Raw genomic sequence first — 26,895 nt, 5'->3', positions numbered from 1 at the left:
GGGTTTGCTTGCCGTTATCAACAATTAAAAGAGGGTTGGTTATTCTAATAGTTTACCGCTTCTTGATAAAAATGGCGGAAAAAAAATGGAGAAAGGGTTGACAAAGGCAGAAAAAAATTTTATGCTTCAGATAAGCTAAACTTGGGGAATGTTGTGTCCTGTAACGTCACATCGGTTAAATCAGCCCCTTTGAGATTGGCTTCGGTTAGATTTGTATTGCTGAGATTGGCACCTGTTAAGTTCGCCCCTTCTAACGTTGCACCGATGAGTTGAGCGTTACTTAAATCACTATCTCGTAAATCAGCATTGGTCAGATTTGCATGAGTCAATTGGGCGTGAGAAAGGTTAGCCCCGACTAACTTAGCTTGCTGTAAATTCGCCCCGTTGAGAACCGCTTGAGACAGGTTAGCCAACAATAACTTAGCACCCTCAAGATTAGCATGAGTTAGATTAATTTGGGCTAAATTTGCATCCATCAAATTCGCCTCCCGTAGACAAACTCCCGTTAAATCAACGCCAACTAAATCAATCCCCCGAAAGTTCCGCTTTCCCTGACGATAACAACGTAGCATTTCCCCCACCTCTGTTAAGCCAATTTCTCGCAGGGTTGGTTGTCGTTGGGTAAAGCTAAATGTATTCCCAGATTGAATCACTCGCGCCATTTCATTATACATCGGATAAGCACCAATTCCTGTTAATCTAACCCAACCTCTAGAGCGAGTTAAGGCGATAAAAAGTTGTTGACGAAAACGGAGGTTTGCTTCATCTTTGGCAAGATAATCAAAACCCACTAAATACACCATATCGGCTTCTTGTCCTTTCGCCCGATGAATGCGAGAAATCGTAATTCCCCCTTCACACCAAAATTGATTAGGGTTGGGTTTAGGAGAACTAATAATATTACAATCAACTGTCCCTGGAATATAAATATCTAATCCTTGACTGATTAAAAAATTTGCAACATAAGTTTCCAAGGCTATCGCCTCAAAATCATCTCCTAATATAATGACTAAGATTTCCCGACTCGGACGCAGGCCATCTATCCTTAAATTGTGATAAAGCTGTTGAGTAAGGGCAGTTAATTCATCCTGACGGGAACGATAGGTTTCAAATTCAATTAAAGAATGTTGCCAAAACTGGGAAACAGGATGAGCGGAATATTCAGAAGAATAAGAGAGGGTTTTTTTTTGACCGGGAGAATAAACAGTATTTTCAAGATGAACCTGGAAACCGATAGCTTCCCAATCTTCTATTCTTGTCATTTTTGTTAATAATCCCGCCGGACGTAACACCCCCAGACTGATCCCATAAGCGGCGATTAAAATTTGGGTCGGAACCCGATAAGATCGAGATAAAATCTCTGTTTTATTGATAGAATTAGCATATTCACCTATTAATAGATGTCCCCAGCTATCCCCAAACAATTCGCTGGGGTTTGGACTTTTCAGCGTTTCTAAACTTTGCATCTCATCTTCCGCCCAAATTAACCGACGTTGCAGTATTTTTAGGGTTTTATTTCCTTGTAAACCCACCGGACATAAAGCTTGATACGCCATCCAATAAAAGGGCTGTTTTCCTTCAAACTTTAATTCATCTTCGACCAGTAAATCTTGACCTTCATCAATTAAAATCGCATCAAACAGTTGGGGAATAACAGATTTTTGCAGTAAATCACAACAAGCTTCGGCTAATGCTTCGTGAGGTTGAGAAGAACTTGTTCGACGAACACTTAAACTCCAAATTCCTGCGGCTTGACAAATCGTATTATAAAGTCCGGGTTGTTCTTTGGAACCCCAAGCATGAAGCACCCGCAATTTTTGATTGCGAGAATCATAACGAACTTGATGACAACTAAACCGTCGCAACCATTGATCTAACTGTTGGATAATGGGTTCATATAAACTGCGACTAAAAAAGACTAACGCAATATCCCAGTCGGGATATTTAAGGTGCATTTGGGCGGCTTTTTGACAGAGTAATACCGTTTTTCCTGAACCTGCAATGCCGCGAATTCGTTGTAAACCGGGAGGGATTTGTTTAGCAATACGTTCTTGGTTTAAATCGAGTTTTGAAATATATTCTCGAACTTTTGCTAAGATTTCCCCTCGTTTGTTTTGATTGGCTTTAAAAAAGAATTTCCGCGTCGGAGGACGAAATAAAGGCGTTCCTGCAATAACGGCTTGTAATAACTCCCATTGCTGAGGGGAGAGGTTTTGCCCTGGAACTAAGGAAGGGGTTTGAGTAATAAAGTCTAAAATAGAAGATGAACTTACAAGATCATCTTGAAATAAAATAGGTGGAGAACTGGGTAATTTTTCCAAGCCCCGGTGTTGCCAACTTTCAGATAAAATAAACGGTAAAGCCACCATCGCCCGTCCACAAACTTGATGTTTTAATTGGCTTTCAATCTGACAATATTGGAGTAAAGCATACAGTTGATTTTCTGCTTGTTGGTAAGGGGTGATGCGAGTGGTGTAAAACTGTTGCAATTCCCAGACATGGCCGGAAATTCCCACAATTTGCTCAAGCGTGATAGACTTAACTTCGATGACAATTAAACCGAACTCAGCATCTACAATTAAAATGTCAGGTTCCTTGCGAAAGGCGCCCGTCTTGGAAAAAATCGGATAGCGCCAATAAGCGATACAATGACGTTGAGCAAAGGTGTGACAAACGGTTTCCCAAACTTGTCGTTCACCGAGTTCACCACTTTGACTGAAAACTTCAGTGGTAATGAACTTTTGAGTCAGTTTGTGGGTTCGCTCTCGTGTCATTCGGGAATTTAATCTGTTTACATGGGTTGAAAAATGAGAATCTGGGTGCAAGAGAAGTTAGGATGGAGCTAGCTAAAGGTTAAACCCGACTTGTGAAAATCCTCAATAGCGTTTCATGGTTCTTTACCGCATTCCCCTATTCCTACTCACCTGCTTGAGTTGCTCGGGTTTCCTCTCCAGTCCGAGTCAAAGTGCTATCTCTGCAAATTCTACAGCAGTGCGACATCCTTCCCCCTCTGTAGAATACCTTGCCCAAGATAATTCTACCTCTGAAAAGCCGAAGTTTGAGTTTCCCGCTCAACTACCGATGGGATTAATTTTACTCGGTGTTGGGTCAATTATTGTGACAGGGGGAGCGGTTTTTATTATTGTTAAGTTAATTGGTCACAACCCTCAACCCGAAGCGGAAGAAGAACTCCCCCCAGATGCGACAGTTGAGGAATCTTCCTCCTTTTTAACGCAGTCGGAAAATGCGTTTATTCCTGGGAGTTCCCAGTCTCCGTTTCGCCCCGAAGAGGCATTAGAAGACCGACCCCTTTTAGAACTTCCCTCAAAATCATCTCCTTCCCGTGTAAATGAACCAGGGGGGAATAATGGTTATGTAGATACCCCTCGCCCCCAAAATAAACCGCTAGAAAAACCTCCCCAAGTTCACTCGGCTGAGACGTTTTTAATCACAGATAAGCCCCGCTTACCTCAACTTGACCGAGTAGAACAATTGATATTAGAATTACAGAATCATGATCCGACTAAACGCAGTCAAACGATTTGGGAATTGGGTCAAAAAGGCGATTCTCGAGGGATTCAACCGTTAGTGGATTTACTCTATAGTTCTGATTCTAAACAACGAAGTTTGATTTTAGCCGCGCTTTCAGAAATTGGCACTCGCACCCTGAAACCCATGAGTCGGGCGTTAACGCTTTCATTACAAGATGAAAATGCAGAAGTCAGAAAAAATGCAATTCGAGATTTAACCCGTATTTATGACTTAATTGTTCAGATGAATCAGTTGTTACAACGGGCGGCGGATGACCCCGATATCGAGGTACGAGAAACGGCGAGATGGGCGGCGGATAAATTCAGTCGGATGCGGCCATTACCGACAATTAATGATGAACCGCCTCGGTAAAGAGTTGAGACTAAAAAATAGAGTTATTCTAAAAAAATGAGTGATAATTTACTGAAATTACTATTAATGTCTACTCCGGTTGGGCCGTTAGGTTCTGGGACAGGTGGCGGTGTGGAATTAACGCTGTTAAATATGGCGAAGGTGTTACAACAAAAAGGTCATCAAATTACCGTTGTCGCCCCAGAGGGTTCGGTGTTGGAGTCAATTAATTTAGTTGAAATTCCCGGAAATTTGCAAATCATGGCGCAATCTCAAGATAGAGAGACTCCGATTATTTTACCCTCCGATTCGGTATTGGGCAATATGTGGGATTATGCCCGTCAAGTGCAGAATAATTATGATGTGATTATTAATTTTGCCTATGATTGGTTGCCGTTATATTTAACACCTTTTTTGAATATTAAAGTTGCTCATTGGGTGAGTATGGGTTCGCTTTCTGTTGCGCTAGATACGATTATTAAAGAGACGGTTGAACAATTTCCTCAGACTATTGGATTTTATACCCGAACTCAAGCAGAAACTTTTGGATTTACTTCTAAAAATGCTGCTTGTATAGGCAGTGGAATTGAGATTCATCAATATCAATTTTGTGCTGAACCGAAAAATCAGTTAGCTTGGTTAGGTCGAATTGCCCCAGAAAAAGCGTTGGAAGATGCCGTTTTAGCTGCAAAAATTACGGGAATTCCCTTGAAAATTATGGGAAAAATTCAGGAGAAATCCTATTGGGAAAAAATCCAGCAAGACTACCCCGATGCGCCGATAGAATACTTGGGATTTCTATCAACCCATGAGTTACAAAAACACCTGCGAGACTGTCGCGCTTTATTGATGACTCCTCGCTGGGTAGAAGCCTTTGGAAATGTGGCTATTGAGGCTTTAGCCTGTGGGGTTCCCGTCATTGCTTATCGTCGGGGAGGGCCTGCGGAAATCGTCCGAGACGGGGAAACAGGTTGGCTAGTAGAACCCGATAGCGTTGACGGGTTGGTGAATGGGATTCAAAAGCTTGACAAAATAGACCGTTTGTGCTGTCGAAAACAAGCCGAATCTGAATATTCGCTAGAAGTCTGGGGCGATCGCGTGGAAAAATGGCTCTTAGAGATGATGCAAAGTTGATAGAAATTATTCAAAATTGAGGTTAAACTAGCAACTGTATTCCGAGAAATTCTCAGATCCGATCATTCTCCTTCCCATAATATTATGACTTTGAGAAACTCGCCGAGATCAAATCAACCTATTTATATTGTTTTTATTTACTGTTTATTCGGGAGTTTATGGATTCTGTTTTCAGATTGGATTTTAGAAAGATTATTTTGGAATAACAGTCAACTGATTACCCAATTTCAAACCCTAAAAGGATGGCTCTTTGTATTCTTAACCAGTGTATTGCTTTATGAATTAATTCGTCGCAGTCAGCAATCACTCACTGAAAGCAATAGTTTACTCCATGCCATTGTTGAAGGGAGTAGTGATGCGATTTTTGTCAAAGATACTCAAGGACGATACCTGATGCTTAATAGCGTATCGGCTGAGATTTTAGGGTATTCACCCAATGCAATTATTGGTCGTGATGATCGGGACTTTCTTCCGCCTAATAATGCTCGTGAAATTCAAGAAACAGATAGGGAAATTCTCAGAAAAGGTTTATCTAAAAGTTTAGAAGAACAGGTGATTACAGGTGGAAAAACCAGCATTTATTGGTCAAGTAAATATGTTTGGCGCAGTCCAGAAGGTGAGATTAAAGGATTAATTGCCATTGCCCGAGATATCACCGAACAGAAGCAATTAATGCAGCGACAAGAACAACTCGTTGAGCAACTTCAGCAACAAACTAATGATCTCCGAGCCTTAAGCACTATTACAGAAAATGGAATTAGTACCCTCGATCTCCAGGATCTTTTACAAATTTTACTCCATCGAATTGTATCCGTGAATTCTGCTGATGCTGCGGTGCTGTTGCTGTACGAAAATAATCGACTTCAACCCCGTTCAAGTGTGGGTGTTCCTGAATCTCATCTGGCTGAATATACTTGCAAAATTGGTCAAGGGTTTTCGGGTTTGGTGGCGGCGAGCCGTGAACCGATATATATTCAAGATACCCAAAATGATCCTCGCTTTTCTAGTTTTTATAGTCACCCAAGACAAATGCGGACGTTGTTGGGTGTTCCTTTCCGGCGAAATGGTCGATTAGTCGGTGTTCTTCAGTTAGAATGGCAACAACTTCGGACTTGTGAGCAACGTGAAATTCACTGGTTAGAAATCGTTGCTGAACGGTGTGTGATGGCAATTCTCAACGCCCAATTATTTGAGCAAACTAAACACCTACAAGAACGGCTTCAGTTACAAATTGAGCGGATGCCCATTGCTTGTATTTTACATGATCATCAATTTAATATCACCGATTGGAATCCGGCGGCTGAAAAAATTTTTGGGTTTAGCAAAGCTGAAGTCTTAGGAAATCATCCAACTGAATTAATTATTCCGCCTTCAATTCAACTTCATTTTCAGCACATTTTACGTCGAATTGTCGAAGGAGATATGACGGCTCACAGTCTCCAGGAAAATCTCACCAAAGATGGACGTTTTATCCTGTGTGAATGGCATAATACCCCATTGAGAGCAGAAGATGGAAAGTTTATGGGGTTGCTTTCGATGGTGCAAGATGTCACCGAGCGAGAACGTTCGCGGGATAAATTATGGCGTGTCGCTTACTATGATAGTTTAACCAATCTACCCAATCAAAAACTTTTAATTGAGCGAATTTCTTTTCTTTTAGAGATGCAAAAGTCAGACTCTAAAAGTTATTTTTCTCTGATTTATCTAGATATCAACCGCTTTCAAATTATTAAATATACCTTGGGACATCAAACGGCTGAACGACTGTTGATTGAGGTAGCACATCGGTTAGAATCTTGCCTAGAACCTCCGGCAATGTTGGCGCGGGTTGATACGGATGAATTTGCTATTTTGTTAGAAGAAACATCTGATGTGAATGTCGCAAAACGCTTTGCTGAACGGATTAGACGACAGATGATCAGAACTCCTTTTTATCTAAATGGAGCCGAAATTTTTACCTCAATGAGTGTGGGATTGGTGATGAGTTCAATTGCCAATGCTGAACCGGAAGAGTTGCTGAGATCGGCTGATGCGGCGATGCACCGTGCTAAAATTAATCGTTTAAATGAATGTGAAGTTTTTGATGCGGCGATGCAAGCAGAAGCAACTCGACGCTTGAAGCTGGATACTGATTTATTAGGAATTACGAAGCATCATCAATTGTTGGTTTATTATCAACCGATTGTTTCTTTCAAAGATAACAAACTCAGGGGTTTTGAAGCTTTGATTCGTTGGCAACATCCACAACTGGGTCTGATTTCTCCGATAGAGTTTATCCCCATTGCCGAAGAAAATGGAGCGATTCATGGGATAGGATTATGGATACTACGTCAGGCTTGTTATCAGGTGAAATATTGGCAACAAAAATTTCCTCAACTCGAAGCTTTGAATATTAGTGTTAATTTGTCACCTGTACAACTCAAACATCCTCAATTAATCGAAGAAATCGAGTTAACACTAGAAGAAACACGCTTCTCGCCCACTCATCTAAAACTTGAAATTACCGAGAATATTTTTCTAGAAGAAGATCGAGAGATCGCCTATACCCTCAATCATATTAAATCTTTGGGCATTCAGATCTGTATTGATGACTTTGGGATGGGATATTCATCTCTGAGTTATCTCCATACCTATCCCATTGATGTTTTAAAAATAGATCGTTCTTTTGTGACGAACCTGATTAGTGAAGCGAAAACTCAGGAAATAGTTCGTTCAGTGATTATTTTAGCAAAAACTTTAAACATGGATATTATTGCAGAAGGCATAGAAACCGTTGAACAATTTGAATATCTGAAAAATTTGGGCTGTCAATGTGGACAAGGTTATCTATTTGCTAAACCCCTTGGTAGCAGCGCCGCCGAAGCATTTATTACCAACACTCACTCCTCATCCTAATGAGGTAAGGAAAGCTGCACCATTTTTTCATCTTTCTACCATTCGGGCGATTGCAGGAGCTGCTGAGTTTTATATGCTGACAACAACATTGATTGAGTAGAGTGAAATGGAAAAGATAATTGATAGCAATCGCTCTCAGCAGCCATCCGAAAATACAGCAGGTGATACCGAACGTTGGGCTTCACTGGTGGGCGGTAGCGCCCTTGTGCTGATGGGCTTAAAACAGCGATCGCTTCGGGGTATACTCATGTCCTTAGTTGGGGGCGGTTTGGTCTTCCAAGGGGCAAAAAATCAAAGCACCGTCAAGCAAGTGCAGCAGAAACTCGATGAGGCGACAGAAGCGAATAAAGACCAGCGCATCAGTGTTGAGAAAACCGTGATCATCGATAAACCTGCCGAAGAACTTTACAACTATTGGCGCAATTTTGAGAATTTACCCACCTTTACTGATTACCTTCAGTCCGTTACCGTTTACGACGATCAACGCTCTCACTGGGTTGCTAAAACCCCTGTTATCGATACTCCTATCGAATGGGATGCCCTCGTTGTCAATGATTGCCTGAACGAGTTGATTGCTTGGACTTCCGTTGAGGGTGCTGATATCGATCATTCCGGGTTTGTGCGGTTTCGTCCGGCAACAGGCGGCCGGGGAACAGAGGTAAAAGTTGTGATGGAATACAACCCCCCTGGCGGTGCGATGACAGCCAATATTGCCAAGTTATTTGGTGCTGAACCCGAACAACAATTAGGTCAGATGTTAAGTCGTTTCAAGCAGTTGATGGAAGCTGGAGAAATTGCCACCACCGAAGGGCAGTCTCAAGGTTCGTAATCTTTGAAATCCCCTAATTTTGCGATCTATAGCAGTACAAAATTCGGTTAGGACATTTCTACATCCTAGAATCCTTTCATAGTCTGCTGTTGCCTGTTCCCTGTTCCCTGTTCCCGATTCAAGTAGCGATCTAGGATATCTGTTCTCTGGGATGATTTTTGTGATTTCATCTCAGTTTGATTTTAGACACCCCCACACAAAACGATGATTTAGAGTTACGGAGAAAAGAGATTATGAAAGCAGTTTGTTGGCACGGCACCCACGATGTTCGGGTTGATACGGTTCCCGATCCTAGTATTTTGAATCCCAGTGATGCCATTATTAAAATCACTTCAACAGCCATTTGTGGATCAGATTTGCACCTTTACGATGGCTATATTCCCACGATGAAATCGGGAGATATTTTAGGCCATGAATTTATGGGAGAAGTGGTTGAAGTTGGCCCCAATGTGAAAAAGCTGAAAATTGGCGATCGCGTTGTTGTGCCTTTTACGATTTCTTGTGGGAGTTGTTTCTTCTGTAAGCGGGATTTATGGTCACTTTGTGATAATACAAACCCGAATAGTTGGATGGTTGAGAAGATGTACGGCCATTCTCCCTCTGGTATCTATGGTTATTCTCATTTGTTGGGAGGCTACGCAGGCGGACAAGCGGAATATGCCCGTGTACCGTTTGCCGATGTTGGGCCGATGAAAGTTCCCGATGGTTTGAGCGATGAACAAGTTCTCTTTTTAACCGATATTTTTCCTACAGGTTATATGGCAGCAGAAAACTGCGATATTGAACCGGGCGATACGGTGGCGGTTTGGGGATGCGGCCCGGTTGGACAGTTTTCCATTCGCAGCGCCTTAATGTTGGGGGCGGAACGGGTGATCGCGATTGACTGTGTACCGGAACGTTTACAATTGGCACAAGAGGCTGGTGCTGAGATTATCAACTTTGAAGAGGTTGATGCCGGAGAAGCCTTGAAGGAAATGACAGGCGGACGGGGGCCAGATCGCTGTATTGAAGCAGTGGGTTTAGAGGCGCATGGTGTCGATGCAATGGGGCTGGTGGATAAGGTGAAACAGGCGGTTCGTCTGGAAACTGGACGCCCCCATGCACTGCGACAGGCGATCGTTGCTTGTCGGAAGGGGGGAACGGTTTCTATTCCGGGTGTTTATGGCGGTTTTGTTGACAGTATGCCGATGGGAGCAGTTGTTAATAAAGCGTTAACGCTGAAGTCCGGACAAACTCACGTTCATCGTTATCTACATCCCCTGATGGAGCGTATTCAAAACGGCGAAATTGATCCTTCTTTTATCATTACCCACCGCCTCAATTTAGAAGATGCTCCTCACGCCTACAAGATTTTTAAGGATAAGAAAGACAACTGTATTAAAGTTGTTCTTAAGCCTTAGTTGAAAGGGCTATAGCAGAAATCAGGAGACACCGAGACTGGAGACAGAATTGAAACCTTTATCATAAAAGGATTTGACAGAAAAACAGTGTCCTAATCAACTCTTTCTCTGCTATAGGAGAAAATCGATTGATGGGAGATGGCGAAGATCCTTCAGTTGAGGATGATAATAGCTGTTTTCAGTTCTGTGAGGTACAACACCGATTCGGTAGAAACCCGGTTTCTGCTAGAAACCGGGTTTCTGGTTCGTACCTCATACGAGCGCACACCGCTATAATAGCTGTTTCCCTTGGCAAACCAACGCCGAAGCATTGAGCGGGAACGGAAATATCTGATGGCGATCGCTTTTTGTTGGACACCACAATAAACAGAGGTCTAGAAATAGATTTAAAAAAAATAAGCGACACCTGTACAGATGTCGCCTAAAATTAATTCAGAATGATCAATTAACGATGAGTTGTAACAGCGTACTCTGAGAGATCTTCTGGTTGACGTTCAGCAGGAGAAACTTTAACCTTTCCTTGCTCATCCATGTCAACGATCGCATGATGTCCTTCTGTTAAGATACCCGATAACATCGCTTCAGCTAACGCATCTTCTAACAGACTCATCACCGCCCGGCGCATCGGTCTGGCACCGTAGCTCGGATCATAACCCACTTGGATCAGATGTTCTTTGAATTTCTCAGTGACTTCAATCGTCATGCCTTTTTCACCCAAACGCTTGAAGACTTCCCGCAGCATAATATCGGCAATTTGACGAATTTCTTCCCGTTGTAATTGACGGAAAACAATAATTTCATCCAAACGATTGAGAAATTCAGGACGGAAATATTGCTTCAATTCTTCATTCACCAAGTTCCGAATGCGAGTATACTGCAAATCTTCTCCGGGAGCGCCAAATTCAAAACCAATTCCGCCGCCACCTTTTTCAATGACTTTTGACCCAATATTAGAGGTCATAATAATCAAGGTATTCTTGAAGCTTACGGTGCGTCCTTTGGCATCCGTTAACCGTCCGTCTTCGAGAATTTGCAGCAACATATTAAACACATCGGGGTGTGCTTTTTCAATCTCGTCAAACAACACCACCGTGTAAGGACGACGCCGCACTGCTTCGGTTAATTGTCCGCCTTCATCAAAACCCACATATCCAGGCGGTGAACCAATTAACTTCGACACCGTATGACGTTCCATATATTCGGACATATCTAAGCGAATCATCGCTTCTTCTGAACCGAAGAAATAGCCAGCCAAGGCTTTAGTTAACTCAGTTTTACCCACTCCAGTCGGCCCTGAGAAGACGAAACTGGCAATCGGACGGTTAGGGTTCTTCAAGCCCACTCGCGCCCGTCGAATCGCCCGTGAAACCGCGCTAACGGCTTCATCTTGACCAATCAGGCGCTGATGGAGAGTCTCTTCCATGTTTAACAGTTTTTGAGACTCAGACTCGGTGAGTTTGCTAACGGGAATACTCGTCCAAGCGGCTAATATTTCAGCAATATCTTCTTCGTCAACAATCAGTTGGCGATCAGGTTTGCTACTGTCTTTTTGTTTAACAATCGCTTCGATTTGATCTTTGAGTTCGATTTCGCGATCGCGTAATTTTCCGGCTTTCTCAAAGTCCTGAGCTTTCACCGCATCTTCTTTTTGACCGATAATATTAGACAATTCCCGCTTGAGTTCTTGAGTTTCAGGCGAGGGTTTAGAGTTCATCACCCGCACACGAGAACCCGCTTCGTCAATTAAATCAATGGCTTTATCGGGTAAGAAGCGATCGCTAATGTAACGATGGGATAATGTTGCTGCGGCGTACAAGGCTTGATCGGAGATGGTTAAGCGATGGTGTTGCTCATAAGCTGGACGCAAACCAAACAGAATTTCAACGGTATCTTCAACACTGGGTTCACCCACCATCACAGGCTGGAACCGTCGTTCTAGGGCTGCATCTCGTTCGATATGCTTGCGGTATTCATCGAGGGTGGTTGCACCCAAACACTGCAATTCGCCCCGTGCTAGGGCGGGTTTCATCATATTAGCAGCGTCCATGCTGCCTTCTATGGCACCCGCTCCGACAATGGTGTGAATTTCGTCAATGACTAGGATAATATTTCCAGCCGAGCGAATTTCTTCAACGATCTTTTTGAGTCGTTCTTCAAATTCGCCTCTAAACCGAGTTCCTGCAACCAGCGACCCCATATCCAAGCTAATCACTTGTTTGTCGGCTAAGATCTCAGGAATATCTTCTTGAACGATCCGTTGGGCTAACCCTTCAGCGATCGCGGTTTTTCCCACACCGGGTTCACCGACTAATACGGGATTACTTTTGGTGCGACGTCCCAAGATTTGGATCACCCGTTCAATTTCCCGTTCCCGACCTACAACGGGATCGAGTTTGCCTTCGGCTGCTAATTTAGTTAAATTGGTGCCAAATTCATCGAGAGTAACGGTGCGTTTGTTTCCTGAAGCACGACCCCCTGATGAAACCGAGGCGGCATTTTCCTCACCCAAGGCTTTAATGATGTCCGTGCGGAGTTTGCCTCGGTCAATGCTAAAATTTTCTATAACTTTTGCGGCGACTCCTTCTTCGTCCTGCAATAATCCAAGTAAGATGTGTTCTGAACCGATATAGTTGTTTCCCAGTTGACGAGCTTCTTGCAGCGAACTTTCAAAAACCCGCTTGGCTCGGGGTGTAAAGGGAATTTCTGCGGGGATAAAGCCCGAACCTCGTCCAATGATTGATTCGACTTCTCGCCGTGCGTCTTCGAGGGTGACACCTCTATCGGACAACAGTTTAGCCGCGACACTGGTTCCTTCTCCCAGAATCCCTAACAGTAGTTGTTCCGTACCGACAAAGTTGTGTCCTAAGCGACGTGCCTCTTCTTGAGACAGCATCACCACCTTAATCGCTTTATCTGAAAAGTATTCAAACATGATTTTTCGATTCCACCTATAGAGCTTGTGGCTTCTCCTATTCGGAGTTGCTAGATCAGAGCGGGTTTTAAAATCTGACCGATGTAAATTTTTGTGTACTTGTTCGTTATTTTTACTCTACCGTTATTTTAGACTAGGATACAGTGAGGAGACCCGTAATCTACCGAACGGCTCAGAAACAGTTATCAGTTATAGCGCTTCGCGCAAGGCAAGAGGCAAAAGGCAAGAGGCAAGAGGCGGGAAAAAGCTTGGTATAGTGAGGCTTTTGGCTTTTCTTCCTTCGGTGCGTTTGTAAATATACCAGTGCGAAGCGCTATATCAGTTATCAGTTATCAGTTTGTTTGTGATCTCCCCGGGAACCCCCGGAACCCTGTAACCTTTTCACTGTTTAGGCGGGCTGCATTTTGTGTAATAGCCAATTAGCGGCTGTGGCGCGACGGGCTTGGGCGGGGGTGAACTCACCGACTTTGTATCCGGTAAACCCTAATTGTTCTTTGAGTAATTGTTTATGTTCTTTGGGGATAGAACGAGTCAGTTTCACAGTTGCAGGACGACTATCGATAAAATCAGGAGGTTCGGGATACTCCTCTTGCCAAGTGGGTTCAACTGTGGTAATATCCCATTTTTGGGTGTCTGAGTTGTAGCGATAACCCAAATAATACCAAACCAGTTGATTAACAGTCCCATCATCGAGTTCTTCGTTCAGGATAGCCCAAATCGTATCAGTGTTGAGTGGGGGAAGTTCGGACATAGTTTGAGATGAAAGACAACAAGAGGATTATTTAGAGTTTAATCGGATTGGCGCGATCGCGGGTTCTCAACTTCAGGATATTGACTTTCGTTTCATATTTTTTTGAGCAATTGATCGGCTTTGATCATTGGCTAACTTTCAAGAGGGAAAAGAGAATCAAATAAATTTTCAGCTTTTGTCTTCTCAATTTTCCCTCCAGAATCATCTACAACATTCCATCTTTTTCAGCCATTGACAACATCAAATCAACCACACGGCAAGAATAACCCCACTCGTTATCATACCAAGAAACGACTTTAAAGAAGTTAGAATTCAACTCAATTCCCGCATCAGCATCAAAAATACTCGAGTGAGAATCCGTAATAAAATCACTAGAAACAACGGGGTCTTCTGTATAACCCAAAATCCCTTTCATCGATCCTTCTGCGGCCTCTTTCATCGCGGCACAAATTTCTTTGTAGCTGGTCGATTTCTCTGTTTTAAACGTTAAGTCTACGACGGAAACATTAGGAGTCGGTACTCTCAACGCCATTCCGGTTAATTTGCCTTTTAATTCGGGTAATACTAATGTTACCGCTTTCGCCGCCCCAGTAGAAGCCGGAATAATATTTTGACTTGCACCGCGTCCCCCGCGAAAATCTTTTTTACTCGGGCCATCAACCGTTGGCTGTGTGGCAGTCATCGAGTGAACCGTTGTCATCAAGCCTTCTGTTAAACCAAAGTTATCTTGAATGACTTTAGCAACCGGGGCTAAACAGTTTGTGGTACAACTGGCGTTAGAAACGATTAAATGATCGGTGGTAAATTCCTCATGGTTAACACCGACTAACAACGTTTTTACCTTGTCGGGGTCTTTTGTGGGAGCAGAAATAATCACCCGTTTGGCGCCTGCGGTAATATGATTGTAAGCGCCGTTATAATCGGTGAATAATCCCGTAGACTCAACCACATAATCTACTCCCATATCCTTCCAAGGCAGTTCGGCGGGATTTCTGACGGAAGTGCAGCGAATGGTATGTCCATCAACAACGATGCTATCATCTTTAGCGACAACTTCGCTTTCAAGTTTACCGTGAGTCGAATCGTACTTGAACAGATAAGCTAAGTTGTCAGCAGGAACGAGGTCATTAATGGCAACAAACTCAATGTTCGGATTTTTGATAGCTGAACGAACAACTAAACGTCCAATGCGACCAAATCCATTAATCGCGACTTTTATAGCCATAATTAAAAAACTCCTCGTAATTCAATGCTGCGTCTTGGCAATTTTGAGCGCAATTTTCTGGATAGACTTTAACATAATTGATGGCAGCTTGCCGGGGTTCTTCGTGATTTTTTAACAAGGCAGTGAACGAGTTATAGGCCAATCAAAGGACAACGGTTCAAGGGTCTAACCTCGAAAAACGGCAAACTTTATTTCAATGTTGCAATTTACGTATCACACTTTTTTATTTTTGTCAAATTATCTCAGGAAATCTTTCGTTAAATAGTCATTAAGAAAAAATACAAAAAACCAAGTGAATTCAGCCGATTAAACATTTCAGGATACCATAGATTTGGTGAGGAAATAATCGCTGTTTGCATCATAAAATAATGAATCAACGCAAACGAATTGGCATTCTTACCAGTGGCGGAGATTGCCCAGGGTTAAATGCAGTGATTCGCGCCGTCGTGAGTTACGCGACTACACAATACAACTGGGAAGTGCGGGGCATTCCCTACGCCACTCAGGGACTACTCGAACGCAAAAGCGTTGTTTTGAATCAGTATGGCATCGAACGACACGGAACCGATCCTTTACTCAGTATGGGAGGTAGCATCTTAGGTTCACTCAACAAAGGCCACACAGAAGCTCAATCCGCAGAAATTATAGCAGGCTATCACGACTTAGAACTCGATGCGTTAATTGCGATCGGCGGAGATGGCAGTTTAGCCCTGCTGCAAAACCTCGCCCGACGGGGAAACTGGAATTTAGTCGCAGTTCCCAAAACCATTGATAACGACGTCGCCCATACCGTCCTCTCCATCGGCTTTAATTCCGCCGTTTCTACGATTTTAGATGCCTTAGATCGCCTCAGCTACACGGCAGCCAGCCATGATCGCGTCATGGTTGTCGAAGTCATGGGACGCACTACCGGACATTTAGCCCTGCATTCCGGTATTGTGGGCGGTGCCGATGCCATTTTAATTCCAGAAATTCCCTACTCCCTCGACAGTCTATGCAAACAAATTCAACACCTGCGAACCCTGTGTGGACGTAAATTCGCCATTGTTGTCGTCGCAGAAGGGGCAAAAACCGCAGAAGGTGAGGGCAGATATTACAAAGACGCCTTGGGAGAAGTGCGACTGCGAGGCATTGGTGAATATATTGCCACAGAAATTGAACAACGAGTGGGCGTAGAAACCCGTGTCACCGTTTTAGGTCATGTGCAACGGGGGGGCGCACCTTCGGCGTTAGATCGGTTAATTGCCACAGGTTTCGGGAAATATGCCGTTGACTTGGTAGCGAGCGAAAACTACGGTGTGATGGTGGCTTGGCATAACGATAGCATTGTCACGGTTCCTTTAGATGATGTGTTTGCTGACAGTCCGCGACTCGTCGATCCGAAGGGTTTTTGGGCCGAAACCGCGCGATCGCTGGACATCTATATCGGCGAAGAAACTGCGATCGTCGAACCCATAGCGCGATCTGTAGGAACTGGAGAGACAGTTTATAGTGACCAGTGAGCGTAGGGGCGCGCCTCCGTAGAAATTTATGCCACAAATTTACAACTGATATAAACCCGCCCCTAACAGTGACCAGTAACGTGAACTACCAACACTAAATCGAAGCGATTGTAGTGTCGGCTTCTAATATCGTGGGGGAATGCCTCAGAACGGACTTACGTCCCAACTTTGGTCTTACTTCCCCTCCATTAGCAGAAACGGCTGTTCCATCCGTTTGTAGTATTCTGATGCCTTCCGCTCTAATATTCGTTGCTGCATTACCATCACGGTCGTGACGAGTACCGCAATTGGGACAAATCCACTCTCTAATATCAAGCGGTAAATTATCAATCTGATAATAGCAGTTAGAGCAAAGTTTTGAACTGGGGAACCATCGGTCAATCTCTATCAACTTCCCGCCTTTGCGTTCTAGTTTATAGGCTAAAAAATTGGTAAATGTTCCCCATCCTGCATCAGAAATAGCTTTGGCTAAATTGTGATTGCGTACCATGCCTTTGACATGAAGATTTTCTACTACGACAACTTGGTTTTCATTGACGAGTTTTCTTGATAACTTATGTAGAAAATCCTGACGGGATTTTGTTACCCGTTCGTACACTCTGGCTACAGTTTTTCTCGCTTTATTCCTTGAATTACTCCCTTTTTGTTTTCTAGCTAGCTTCTGTTGCTTGCGTTTGAGATTCTTCTCATGTTTAGCCAGGTGTCTGGGGCTGCCATACTTAGATACTTTATTGCCGTCACTGGTGATAGCAAAATGAGTTAATCCTAAGTCAACCCCAATTATCTTACCCTCTGTTGAACACGGAGGATTCTCACCTTCGATTTCAGTTAATATCGACGCAAAATATTTACCTGATGGGTCTAGACTAACTGTTACAGTCTTTATTTTTCCTTCTATATCCCTGTGTAATTTGGCTTTAACTTTCCCAACTTTGCCAGGGAACTGGACAAATCCATCCAGCACTTTGACGTTTTGAGGATACTGAATTGACTGTTTACCATGCTTCGACTTGTAACGAGGGAACCTAGCACGTCCTGCAAAAAAGTTTTTGTAGGCTGTTGTTAGATTGAGCGTCGTTGCTTGCAAAACTTGGCTATAGCATTCAGACAACCATATCGTTTCTTTCGCTTTTTTGAGTTTTGGTAAGAAGGCATTAAGTGCTGCCTGACCAAGGCTTTTTCCCGTTTCTTTATAAGTTTCGATTGACTTATTTAGACCGTAATTCCACCACCATCTAGCACAACCAAAGTGCTGAGACAGCAATACCTGCTGATTTGGTGTTGGATAAAGTCGAGTCTTGACCGCTTTATGTAGCATCTTAATACCTCCTTACTGCATTATACACAAAGCAGTAACTAGATCAAGACTTGGAAAACTACGTTCCTCCGTTTTCCCCGACTTTCATCCCACCACCAATCTGAGTACAGATATGGTGGGGGACTTCCCGTCGGATTAGTTAAATTAAATTTCTGAGGGCATTCACTCGGTCAGAATAACTTCTCATTACTTCTAAAGCAAACATCGGCGTTTGTTGGACGGCAAACATAAAACGTTCTTTGTCTAAAATTGCGAGTACACAATCAGTTTTCGCTGTAGCAGTAGAGCGTCGTTTATGATCGGGATTCACTAACGCTCCCTCTCCAAACACATCTCCCGCTTTCAAAGATTCTGTATTTTTCCCATCAACCGAAAACTGCACTTCCCCTTCAATAATGCCGTACATCACATGACCCACTTCACCTTGTGAAAAAATCACTTCTCCGGCTGCAACCTTATGGGGTTCGCAGTTTTTTTTGAAAATCATAACGCTTTGTAACGGTTCTAACATGAGTTTAATGTCCTGAAATTTTTACAGTTTTTGTTGTCAGTTTTACTCAGGAGAAGGCAGTCAAACGTCTATGATTGAGTGACCTTTAACTTGCCTTCAACGGTTAGCCGAACCCGAATTTAATAGCTGGTTGTCAGCAATTGATTGGGATCGACATAGAAACTGGCTTTGGCTTGAACATATTCTTCGAGTTCAACCGGAACCGATGAAGCATTCCAGATATCTTGACAATATTCTCGAATGGCGCGATCGCTGGAAAACTTACCCATACGAGCGGTATTGAGAATCGACATCCTTGTCCAGTTGTCCCAGTCCCGATAAGCTTCACTGACCCGATCTTGACAGTCAATATAGGACTGATAATCAGCCAGCAGCAAATATTCATCATGGTATAGCAGAGAGTCTACCAGAGGTTTGAACAGGTTGGAATCTCCAGGAGAAAAGTAACCGGATGAAATTTGATCAAGGACTTCTCGCAAGACCCCATTAGAACTGTAAAACTCCCAAGGATTATAGCCTTGAGACTTCATTTGGTAAACTTCATCAGTTTTCAAACCAAAGAGGAAAAAGTTTTCTTCTCCTACCTGTTGACGAATTTCTACATTCGCCCCGTCAAGGGTTCCAATGGTTAAGGCTCCGTTAAGAGAAAACTTCATATTCCCGGTACCTGAAGCTTCTTTTCCGGCAGTTGAAATCTGTTCTGATAAGTCAGACGCCGGATAAACAGGTTGAGAGTTGGTCACATTGTAGTCGGGAATAAACACCACTTTCAAGCGTCCCCGCACATCGGGATCATTATTCACAACTTCAGCGACAGAGTTAATTAATTTAATAATCAACTTTGCCATAAAATAACTCGGTGCTGCTTTTCCACCAAAGATAAACGTGCGGGGAACAATATCAATGTTAGGATTTTTCTTGATGCGGTTGTAAAGGGTAATAATGTGCAGAACATTGAGATGTTGGCGTTTGTATTCGTGAATGCGTTTCACCTGAACATCAAACAGAGAATAGTTCGGATCAACGGTTATTCCACAGCGTTGTTCAATGCGATGAGCTAACCGACCTTTCACCTGTTTTTTCATCTGTCGCCAAGCTTCTCGGAAAGCCGGATCATCAGCAAAAGGTTCTAAACTTCGCAGTTCATCTAAATTTTTAATCCAAGTATCCCCGATTTTTGAGGTGATTAATTGCGTCAGTTCGGGGTTCGATAAAACCATCCAACGACGGGGTGTAACTCCATTCGTTTTATTGCTAAATTTCTGCGGCCAGAGTTCATAGAAACCCCGCAATACATCTTTTTTCAGCAATTCAGTATGTAATTCCGCAACGCCATTAATCGCATGAGAACCCACACAGGCTAAATGAGCCATGCGAACGTATTTTTCCCCACTATCATCAATCAACGAAAAGTAGGATAATTTACCGGGATTATCTGGATAGAGAGTGCGAATTCCATTGAGAAAACGATGATTAATTTCGTAGATGATTTCTAGATGACGGGGAAGCAGAGAACCAAACAAACTCAACGACCATTTTTCTAAAGCCTCTGGTAATAAAGTATGGTTGGTGTAGGCAAAGGTTTTTTGAGTAATTTCCCAAGCTTGTTCCCATTCTAAATCATGCACATCCATCAATAATCGCATTAACTCAGCCACTCCCACTGAAGGATGAGTGTCATTGAGTTGGGCGGCAAATTTGTCAGCAAAGTTGTCTAAACTGTTCTCTTTAGAGAGATGAATGCGAATCATATCCTGTAAGGAACAGGAGACAAAAAAGAACTGCTGTTCTAAACGCAGTTGCTTTCCTTGAATGGGTTCATCGTTAGGATAGAGAACTTTGGTAATATTTTCAGAGTAGGTTTTTTGATTAACTGCACCGTAGTAATCACCCACATTAAAGGCTTGGAAATTAAAAGATTCTGGGGCTTCCGCTTTCCATAAACGTAGAGTATTAGCCGTGTTGGTTTTGTAACCTAAAATTGGAGTATCGTAAGGAACGCCTTTAATCGTGCGATCGGGAAGCCAACGCACCCGATAACGGTTTTGTTCATCATAGTAGGATTCTGTATAACCGCCCAGTCCAACCTCTACACTGGCTTCAGTGCGAGTAATTTCCCAAGGATTACCATAACGCAGCCATTTATCGGTGATTTCGACTTGCCAACCGTCGCAAATTTCCTGATCAAAAATCCCGAATTCATAGCGAATTCCGTAGCCTATCGCCGGAATATCTAGAGTCGCTAATGATTCCATATAACAAGCGGCGAGTCGTCCTAAACCGCCATTTCCAAGTCCGGGTTCTTCTTCTTGTTCGATTAAATCATCTAAATTTAATCCGCATTCTTCAACCGCTTGACGAACTTGATCAACAATTCCTAAGTTAATTAAATTATTGCCTAAATGGGGGCCAACAAGAAATTCTGCTGATAAATAGCAGACAATTTTTACATCTTGTTTGAGATAAGTTTGTTGAGAGTTTAGCCACCGACGCAATAAGCGATCGCGTACCGTATAGGCTAAAGCCATATAAAAATCATTTTTCGTGGCAATTTCAGGAAATTTTCCCTGAATATAAAACAGGTTATCTGAAAACGCTCGTTTGAGAGTTGCCACATCGACACCTGTGCGATCATCTTCTATATGAATTTGGTTTCCGTTGGGTAGATTTTGAATCATGGTTAGTTTTGAGGGGAAATTTCTGCTTTTTAATCTTTCATTCAGACCGTGAACAATAACCCGTTACACTAGCCCAATACACTATAAATTTAAAAATCTAAATTTTCAAGCCTAAATTTAGATTTTTTTTTGGGATAACTGCATACTGAATATTAGAGCGATCGGTTGTGTTTAGGAATCAAACTGCTAGAGCCATAACAGTCAAGTTTCCCATTCAAAAATAACCGATCGCTTCAAAGTGCTAGAAACAGAAACTCTCATCAATTTTGAAACAATGAGCCGCAAAAATAGCGACTCTTGTTCATCTTTGATCTGAAGTTTCAAGCTCTATAGAATTAGGAAGCTAACCGATGTGCTGCCCCTAAACCCGCCGCCATTTCTTCAGGTGTAATCTGACCGTCTTTGTTGCCATCGAGCGCATCAAAAACAGCATCCGTTCCTGACCATTCTTCCCGAGTAATGTAGCCATCACCATCAAGATCATAAATCCGGAAAAGTTCAGCCGCCGCTTGAGAAACGGGATCTGCACTTTCCATATTTGTCAGTCGTTCAGCTAACAGTTGTTCTAAAACTTCTAAAGCTTTAGAAAAACCTTTAATTCCCTCTTCTAACTTTTCGGCTGCCATCCGATTTTCAGCGTGCATCTGGTCAAAGGTTTGCTTGTCCAGAGAGATTTTTTCGATCTCCATGTCAGCTACTTTTTCCGGATCGAGTTTGCGGGGGAGATTCCCTGTTGTTGAATGCAACTCCTCCAAAAGATTCGGAGAAATCGTCAGCAAATCACATCCGGCTAACTCAGTAATTTCGCCAAGATTACGGAAGCTTGCACCCATGACTTCGGTTTCGTAGCCGAACTTCTTGTAGTAGTTATAAATTTGGGTGACGGAAACAACACCGGGGTCTTCTTCAGGCGGATAAGATTCTCGTCCGGTTGACTTTTTGTACCAATCTAAAATTCTTCCCACAAAAGGAGAAATCAGCGTGGCTCCGGCTTCTGCACAAGCAATTGCTTGGTGGAGTCCAAACAACAGCGTTAAATTGCAGTGAATTCCCTCTTTTTCAAGAACTTCTGCGGCTCGAATTCCTTCCCAAGTTGAAGCGATTTTAATTAATACGCGATCGCGAGAAATTCCCGCCGCTTCGTATTGGGAAATGAGTTCACGACCTTGAGCAATGGTTGCATCTGTATCGTAAGATAGCCGTGCATCAACTTCGGTTGAGACTCGTCCCGGAATAATTTGCAAAATCTTCAGTCCAAAGGCAACCGCCAGTCGCTTAAACGCCAGAGTCGCTACATCTGACGCCGCTGCTTGGGAACCTAGCTCTTGACGTGCTTTTTTGAGTGTATCGTCTACAATTTCTTGATATTCACTCATTTGAGCCGCCGCCGTAATCAGAGAAGGATTTGTGGTCGCATCTCGCGGCGTAAAAACTTCAATCGCTTTGATGTCTCCTGTATCTGCCACAACAACGGTCACTTCACGTAACTGCTCTAGCAACGTTTTCGCCATATTTCGCTCCTGTGAAGTTCATCTAAATCTTCAAAGCACAATATGATGATACTATCAAGCCCTGGCAGAGATGGTTAAGAAAACGTTAGATTCTGGGATTTAAGTATTTTCACCTTTTTTCTTAACACAAATATCACCTGATTACAGTATAAATTGATCCCATATTGTTGGAAAAAGATAGATGCTGCTTGTCTGAATGTGAAATTGAATCGGTTGATACTTATTTTAATTCTCTAGATAGATGTTAAATCTGTGCAATTGTTGTACTTGATTCACGCCCAGTAGATGAATTAAATTTTGGGTTACTCTGGAGTACAAAAACATTTCTACGTTAACCCCCTATCTCCGATTCACTTACCCCTCAACCTTTGACTTTGGATAGTCTACATTTCCTCAAGTTCTAGTCCTTTAGTTTCTCGAATAAAGAACCAGACAAAAAAGAAAGAAATCGCGGCGGCTGTTGTATATAATCCGTAAGCTGAACCCAATCCAAACTGTGATAATAACGGTGGAAATGTCGTCGAAACGATAAAATTTGCCACCCACTGCACGGCTGCGGCGACTGCTAAAGCGATTCCCCGAATTTGATTATTAAACATTTCTCCTAACATCACCCATACAATCGGCCCCCAAGAAAAACCAAAACAAAAGACATAGAGATTTGCCGCTAATAAAGCTAAAATTCCGGCTAAACCTGTTAACGTGGGTTCACCACTAGCATTAACCGTTGCATTGCTAAATAAAACAGCCATTGTTCCCAATGTAATCGTCATTCCCAGCGAACCTAATAATAGTAACGGCTTGCGTCCAAACTTATCCACAAACGCAATTGCAACTAAAGTTGTAATAATATTAGTAATCCCTGTAATCACCGTTACGGAGAGAGAATCCCCCTCTGTAAATCCTACCGAACGCCACAAAACACTACTATAATAAAAAATTACGTTAATCCCGACAAATTGTTGAAAAACAGATAAACCCATCCCGATCCAAACAATCGGAAGTAATCCACCCCGACGACTCATTAAATCCGATAATTGAGATTTATGTTCTCGTTGAACTGTGCGACGAATCTCAGCAATTTTCGCTGCAACATTTCCGCCAATCACCTTTTCTAAAACAATCGCCGCTTCTGCTTCTTGTCCTTGAGCGACTAAATATCGAGGAGATTCAGGAATTTTTAAAGCCCCCACCCCATACAAAATCGCCGGAATAATTTCTAGCCAAAACATCCAGCGCCAAGCATCAATTCCAAACAAAAATGGATTTTCAGCCGAACCCGAGAAACTAACAATCAAAAAGTTAGTTAAAAGAGCGATAAAAATCCCGGTAACAATGGCTAATTGTTGGAGAGAACCCAAACGTCCCCGCAGATGCGCCGGAGATATTTCCGCAATATAAGCAGGGGCGATCACACTCGCAACACCCACCCCTAAGCCCCCCAACAAACGCCAAGCAATAAACCCCCCTAAATTGAACGGAACACCTGAACCAATGGCACTCAGGGTAAACATTACCGCCGCAATAATCATCATTTTGGCGCGTCCATAGCGATCGGCAATTGGCCCTGCAAAAAAGGCACCCACCGCCGAACCCAATAAAGCCAGAGAAACCGCTAACCCAATTTCAACCGGAGTCGCGTTAAAATGATTTTGCAGCGCAATCACCGCACCATTGATTACGGCAGTATCAAAACCAAATAAAAAGCCACCTAAAGCGGCTACACTGGCAATTAGAATAACAAACGTTGTGCTAGAACTTGAGGTTTTAAGATTTTCATGTTCAGGTTGAGAAGTCATGGTTTTAGGTTATATTAAATTGAAACAATAATGCTAGAAAAGGCAGCAATCAGCCGCCTTTTTCGAGATGAACGGAGGAGTGTATAATCAGACTAATTGAGCCGCACACAACGCCGCACCGATTAAACCAACTTTAGGATTAAGAACAATATAAACTGGAATTTTTTCCATCAACGGACTAATGCGACCTTTGGAAGTAAAGGCTTTCATAAAAATACCTTGTTCCATCAGATCCAGATTTTTTGCAGCAATTCCACCCGCAATATATAATCCCCCATAGGGTAATAGTTTTAAAGCCATATTTCCGGCTTCAGTTCCATAGGCATCAACAAATAGTTTCATCGTTTGTTCGCAAAGGTAATCATCTCTCGCAGCAGCTTTGGAAATTTCAGCCCCGAGATCAACGGTTTTCTCTCCTTTGCCCATTTCTTGTTTCCACCTCTTAAAAACTTCCGCCATTTCTGGGGTTTCTAAGGAAGAATTGCGATCGCGCATAAACTGATAAATGGCAGCAATTCCCATCCCTGAAACAATCCGTTCAACCGAAACTCGTGAAATATTGTTCAGTTCTCGCACATAGCTTAATAGTTGAAATTCTAATTCAGAACGAGGGGCAAAATCAACGTGTCCGCCTTCAGTGGAAAAGACATAATAACCGCCAGCAGTCGGAATAACAAAGCCTTCACCGAGTCCCGTACCCGCCCCAATAACAGCGATAGGTGCAGTTGCATCGGGTTCGCCCGCTTGTAGAATGCGTAAGTCTTCTGGGGTTAAACCGACGACTCCATAACCAATAGCAGCAAAATCATTAATCAGTTTAACTTTAGAAAGATTTAATTCTTGTTCGAGGTGTTTCGCGTCGAGAAACCAGCTTAAATTCGTCAGATCGCAGGTATTATTAACAACAGGGCCAGCAATTCCGAAACAGGCTTTTTCAGGAATGTATTTTTTCCCTAAACTTTTTTCAGCACTGTCTAAAAACTCGATCACGATGGGAGTCAGATCACAATAGGCTTGAGAAGCGTAACTGTGTTCGTATAGAGTTGTCAGTAAAGGAATGGGTTTTAGAGACTCGCTGGGTTCGGCTTTGACTAAGCAGAGAATGGTCTTCGTACCACCAATATCTCCGGCTAACAGAATGGTCATGCTTAAATTACTCCGAATCTCGCTAATATAGGTAGTTTATCAAACTGTCTGAGCATTTTAAGCAGAGATTTGGCTTGGATCTAGTATCTTTGGGATGAGTTGTAGATGAAAATGTACCTCAAAACCTGAAAATCGTCCGATCATGGGTTGCGATCAAGGAAATGTATTAGAAACCCGATTTCTGACGTTAGTGCCTAAACTGTTATCAGAAACCGAGTTTCTAGGGTGAAGATCTAAATTTATAATGAATCAACCCGATCCCAATTGGTGTTAATGGGTTCCATCGAATTTTTACCCGATCCGAGAGAATTTGCCATCAACGCAATAATCAACATAAACACAAAAAAACTAATCAACGTATCAATCGGATCAACAAGTATTTCTTTGCGAGTTTTTTGACCGCAAAAGCTACAATACATCCAGCCTCCCCGTTCTTCACGAGTACAGGGGAAAGAGCGCAAATGTTTCATTTCTTTGTAAGGACAGACTATCATAATAACCTCTTTTTTGGTTTAACAGTGGGTTGAGTTAAGGAACACAACCCAACAAATACAAACAGAAACAACCCAATAGATTAATCAGTCGGGATGAGTAACATAACGTTATTAGGGATAATTTCCAAAGCGATCGCACTTTCACCCAAAGCTTTACCCATCACATAAGAACGCTGCAAAGTTGCGGTTAAATGTTGCTGCAAAACATCCAAAGTCATGTAAGATTTCACCAAAATAATCGGTTCGGGACACCAACAATTATTTCGCTTATCAAACCAGTCTCCATGTGATGAAACAGCATTAAAATCCGATAAAACAGCATTAAAACCGCCAAAGGGTTCAATGAGTTTGTGAATGTGGGGTTTAGCTTCAGGAAGCTTAGAAGCCGGAATCTGCCATATCATAGAATACCCCAAGGTATCAACCATGACCCCAGAATTTGCGATCGCATTTTGTAGCATCGGATCCAAGGTTCCGGTATTGGGAGAGTTGGAGGTTAGGTTTGCGAGGATGTCTTTAATGTGTTGCATGATTTCAATTTGAATTCGATAACCTAAGCATCGCAAGGACTCCAGGGATCTGTCAGGAGGATGTTTGGGTAAGATTGCAAAGTTACCCTTTCTTACCCTCTCTAATGAAAAGGTACCGCCCCCTAAATCCCCCAATTCTGGGGCAGGGCCGTTTCAAAGTCGATAAACATTTGCTTAGAACCTCTCCCCCAACCCCTCTCCTATAAGGCGAGGGGAGTATTTTTTTTGATTAATAAGTATATCAAAATATTAATTACTCCTCCTTCCAAATAAAAAACTTTCTTCCTTTTCCCTCTCCTAACCCCCCTTTCAAAGGGGGGCAGGGGGGATAGAGAGGGCGTTGCGGTGAGGTAGGGAA

General features: G+C 42.8%; 18 protein-coding genes. 6 read left to right on the top strand and 12 right to left on the bottom strand.

Features of this window, described 5'->3' with window-relative positions:
• Nucleotides 1-119: 119 nt before the first annotated feature.
• Nucleotides 120-2,774: a pentapeptide repeat-containing protein gene (locus tag WN50_RS25255; protein WP_046279857.1), complete on the bottom strand. Its 2,655-nt coding sequence runs from the start codon at nt 2,772-2,774 to the stop codon at nt 120-122.
• 115 nt (nt 2,775-2,889) lie between these two features.
• On the opposite strand from WN50_RS25255, the gene WN50_RS31175 reads away from it, so the two are divergent.
• From WN50_RS31175 to WN50_RS25230, 5 genes are all read left to right on the top strand, one after another.
• Complete coding sequence (locus tag WN50_RS31175; protein WP_046279856.1) at nt 2,890-3,903, top strand: HEAT repeat domain-containing protein; 1,014 nt, start codon at nt 2,890-2,892, stop codon at nt 3,901-3,903.
• 36 nt (nt 3,904-3,939) lie between these two features.
• Nucleotides 3,940-5,016, top strand: coding sequence for a glycosyltransferase family 4 protein (locus WN50_RS25245; RefSeq protein ID WP_046279855.1), 1,077 nt, complete (start codon nt 3,940-3,942; stop codon nt 5,014-5,016).
• A gap of 84 nt (nt 5,017-5,100) precedes the next feature.
• A complete protein-coding gene (locus WN50_RS25240; RefSeq protein WP_046279854.1) occupies nt 5,101-7,911 on the top strand; it encodes a bifunctional diguanylate cyclase/phosphodiesterase in 2,811 nt (936 codons plus the stop codon).
• A 106-nt stretch (nt 7,912-8,017) separates the two neighbouring features.
• Nucleotides 8,018-8,740 (top strand): SRPBCC family protein, encoded by a 723-nt coding sequence (locus WN50_RS25235; protein ID WP_046279853.1) that lies wholly within the window; start codon nt 8,018-8,020, stop codon nt 8,738-8,740.
• 233 nt (nt 8,741-8,973) lie between these two features.
• Nucleotides 8,974-10,140 (top strand): zinc-dependent alcohol dehydrogenase, encoded by a 1,167-nt coding sequence (locus tag WN50_RS25230; protein WP_046279852.1) that lies wholly within the window; start codon nt 8,974-8,976, stop codon nt 10,138-10,140.
• Between the two features lie 445 nt (nt 10,141-10,585).
• Here the strand turns inward: WN50_RS25230 and WN50_RS25225 are convergent, their stop codons facing one another.
• The 3 genes from WN50_RS25225 to gap all read right to left on the bottom strand — a co-directional run bounded on the left by WN50_RS25225 (nt 10,586) and on the right by gap (nt 15,048).
• A complete protein-coding gene (locus tag WN50_RS25225) occupies nt 10,586-13,072 on the bottom strand; it encodes an ATP-dependent Clp protease ATP-binding subunit (RefSeq protein WP_046279851.1) in 2,487 nt (828 codons plus the stop codon).
• 388 nt (nt 13,073-13,460) lie between these two features.
• Complete coding sequence (locus WN50_RS25220) at nt 13,461-13,823, bottom strand: DUF1823 family protein (protein ID WP_046279850.1); 363 nt, start codon at nt 13,821-13,823, stop codon at nt 13,461-13,463.
• 205 nt (nt 13,824-14,028) lie between these two features.
• Nucleotides 14,029-15,048 carry a type I glyceraldehyde-3-phosphate dehydrogenase gene (gene gap / locus WN50_RS25215; protein ID WP_046279849.1) on the bottom strand — a complete coding sequence of 340 codons (1,020 nt, stop codon included), beginning with the start codon at nt 15,046-15,048 and terminating at the stop codon, nt 14,029-14,031.
• 368 nt (nt 15,049-15,416) lie between these two features.
• Between gap and WN50_RS25210 the strand changes: the two genes are divergently transcribed.
• Nucleotides 15,417-16,550 (top strand): ATP-dependent 6-phosphofructokinase, encoded by a 1,134-nt coding sequence (locus tag WN50_RS25210; protein WP_046279848.1) that lies wholly within the window; start codon nt 15,417-15,419, stop codon nt 16,548-16,550.
• A gap of 94 nt (nt 16,551-16,644) precedes the next feature.
• On the opposite strand, the gene WN50_RS25205 is transcribed toward WN50_RS25210, so the two are convergent.
• The 8 genes from WN50_RS25205 to WN50_RS25170 all read right to left on the bottom strand — a co-directional run bounded on the left by WN50_RS25205 (nt 16,645) and on the right by WN50_RS25170 (nt 26,537).
• On the bottom strand, nt 16,645-17,868 hold the full coding sequence (locus WN50_RS25205) for an RNA-guided endonuclease InsQ/TnpB family protein (protein WP_046279847.1): 1,224 nt from the start codon (nt 17,866-17,868) through the stop codon (nt 16,645-16,647).
• A 139-nt stretch (nt 17,869-18,007) separates the two neighbouring features.
• The gene (locus WN50_RS25200) at nt 18,008-18,379 is read right to left on the bottom strand and encodes a cyclic nucleotide-binding domain-containing protein (protein WP_046279846.1); all 372 of its coding nucleotides are present in this window, start codon (nt 18,377-18,379) and stop codon (nt 18,008-18,010) included.
• 119 nt (nt 18,380-18,498) lie between these two features.
• Nucleotides 18,499-21,057 (bottom strand): glycogen/starch/alpha-glucan phosphorylase, encoded by a 2,559-nt coding sequence (locus tag WN50_RS25195; RefSeq protein WP_046279845.1) that lies wholly within the window; start codon nt 21,055-21,057, stop codon nt 18,499-18,501.
• A gap of 335 nt (nt 21,058-21,392) precedes the next feature.
• Nucleotides 21,393-22,568 (bottom strand): transaldolase, encoded by a 1,176-nt coding sequence (locus tag WN50_RS25190; RefSeq protein WP_049561163.1) that lies wholly within the window; start codon nt 22,566-22,568, stop codon nt 21,393-21,395.
• Nucleotides 22,569-22,951: 383 nt separating this feature from the next.
• Nucleotides 22,952-24,367 carry a sugar porter family MFS transporter gene (locus WN50_RS25185; protein WP_046277373.1) on the bottom strand — a complete coding sequence of 472 codons (1,416 nt, stop codon included), beginning with the start codon at nt 24,365-24,367 and terminating at the stop codon, nt 22,952-22,954.
• An 87-nt stretch (nt 24,368-24,454) separates the two neighbouring features.
• Nucleotides 24,455-25,513, bottom strand: a complete 1,059-nt coding sequence (locus WN50_RS25180) for a glucokinase (protein WP_046277372.1) — start codon at nt 25,511-25,513, stop codon at nt 24,455-24,457.
• 239 nt (nt 25,514-25,752) lie between these two features.
• The gene (locus tag WN50_RS25175) at nt 25,753-26,007 is read right to left on the bottom strand and encodes a hypothetical protein (RefSeq protein ID WP_235441124.1); all 255 of its coding nucleotides are present in this window, start codon (nt 26,005-26,007) and stop codon (nt 25,753-25,755) included.
• Nucleotides 26,008-26,087: 80 nt separating this feature from the next.
• The gene (locus WN50_RS25170; protein ID WP_046277371.1) at nt 26,088-26,537 is read right to left on the bottom strand and encodes a hypothetical protein; all 450 of its coding nucleotides are present in this window, start codon (nt 26,535-26,537) and stop codon (nt 26,088-26,090) included.
• Nucleotides 26,538-26,895 lie beyond the last annotated feature (358 nt).

This window comes from Limnoraphis robusta CS-951 (genome assembly GCF_000972705.2).
The sequence above is the reverse complement of the archived record's forward strand: the minus strand, read 5'-3'. Positions and strand labels throughout refer to the sequence as shown.

What these genes read in the sequence shown, in the direction of transcription:
- WN50_RS25185 (WP_046277373.1), bottom strand. Translation starts at nt 24,367, where the DNA reads ATGACTTCTCAACCTGAACATGAAAATCTTAAAACCTCAAGTTCTAGC.
- WN50_RS25245 (WP_046279855.1), top strand. Translation starts at nt 3,940, where the DNA reads ATGAGTGATAATTTACTGAAATTACTATTAATGTCTACTCCGGTTGGG.
- WN50_RS25235 (WP_046279853.1), top strand. Translation starts at nt 8,018, where the DNA reads ATGGAAAAGATAATTGATAGCAATCGCTCTCAGCAGCCATCCGAAAAT.
- WN50_RS31175 (WP_046279856.1), top strand. Translation starts at nt 2,890, where the DNA reads ATGGTTCTTTACCGCATTCCCCTATTCCTACTCACCTGCTTGAGTTGC.
- WN50_RS25205 (WP_046279847.1), bottom strand. Translation starts at nt 17,868, where the DNA reads ATGCTACATAAAGCGGTCAAGACTCGACTTTATCCAACACCAAATCAG.
- WN50_RS25195 (WP_046279845.1), bottom strand. Translation starts at nt 21,057, where the DNA reads ATGATTCAAAATCTACCCAACGGAAACCAAATTCATATAGAAGATGAT.
- WN50_RS25230 (WP_046279852.1), top strand. Translation starts at nt 8,974, where the DNA reads ATGAAAGCAGTTTGTTGGCACGGCACCCACGATGTTCGGGTTGATACG.
- WN50_RS25175 (WP_235441124.1), bottom strand. Translation starts at nt 26,007, where the DNA reads ATGATAGTCTGTCCTTACAAAGAAATGAAACATTTGCGCTCTTTCCCC.
- WN50_RS25255 (WP_046279857.1), bottom strand. Translation starts at nt 2,774, where the DNA reads ATGACACGAGAGCGAACCCACAAACTGACTCAAAAGTTCATTACCACT.
- WN50_RS25210 (WP_046279848.1), top strand. Translation starts at nt 15,417, where the DNA reads ATGAATCAACGCAAACGAATTGGCATTCTTACCAGTGGCGGAGATTGC.
- WN50_RS25170 (WP_046277371.1), bottom strand. Translation starts at nt 26,537, where the DNA reads ATGCAACACATTAAAGACATCCTCGCAAACCTAACCTCCAACTCTCCC.
- WN50_RS25190 (WP_049561163.1), bottom strand. Translation starts at nt 22,568, where the DNA reads ATGGCGAAAACGTTGCTAGAGCAGTTACGTGAAGTGACCGTTGTTGTG.
- WN50_RS25180 (WP_046277372.1), bottom strand. Translation starts at nt 25,513, where the DNA reads ATGACCATTCTGTTAGCCGGAGATATTGGTGGTACGAAGACCATTCTC.
- gap (WP_046279849.1), bottom strand. Translation starts at nt 15,048, where the DNA reads ATGGCTATAAAAGTCGCGATTAATGGATTTGGTCGCATTGGACGTTTA.
- WN50_RS25200 (WP_046279846.1), bottom strand. Translation starts at nt 18,379, where the DNA reads ATGTTAGAACCGTTACAAAGCGTTATGATTTTCAAAAAAAACTGCGAA.
- WN50_RS25225 (WP_046279851.1), bottom strand. Translation starts at nt 13,072, where the DNA reads ATGTTTGAATACTTTTCAGATAAAGCGATTAAGGTGGTGATGCTGTCT.
- WN50_RS25240 (WP_046279854.1), top strand. Translation starts at nt 5,101, where the DNA reads ATGACTTTGAGAAACTCGCCGAGATCAAATCAACCTATTTATATTGTT.
- WN50_RS25220 (WP_046279850.1), bottom strand. Translation starts at nt 13,823, where the DNA reads ATGTCCGAACTTCCCCCACTCAACACTGATACGATTTGGGCTATCCTG.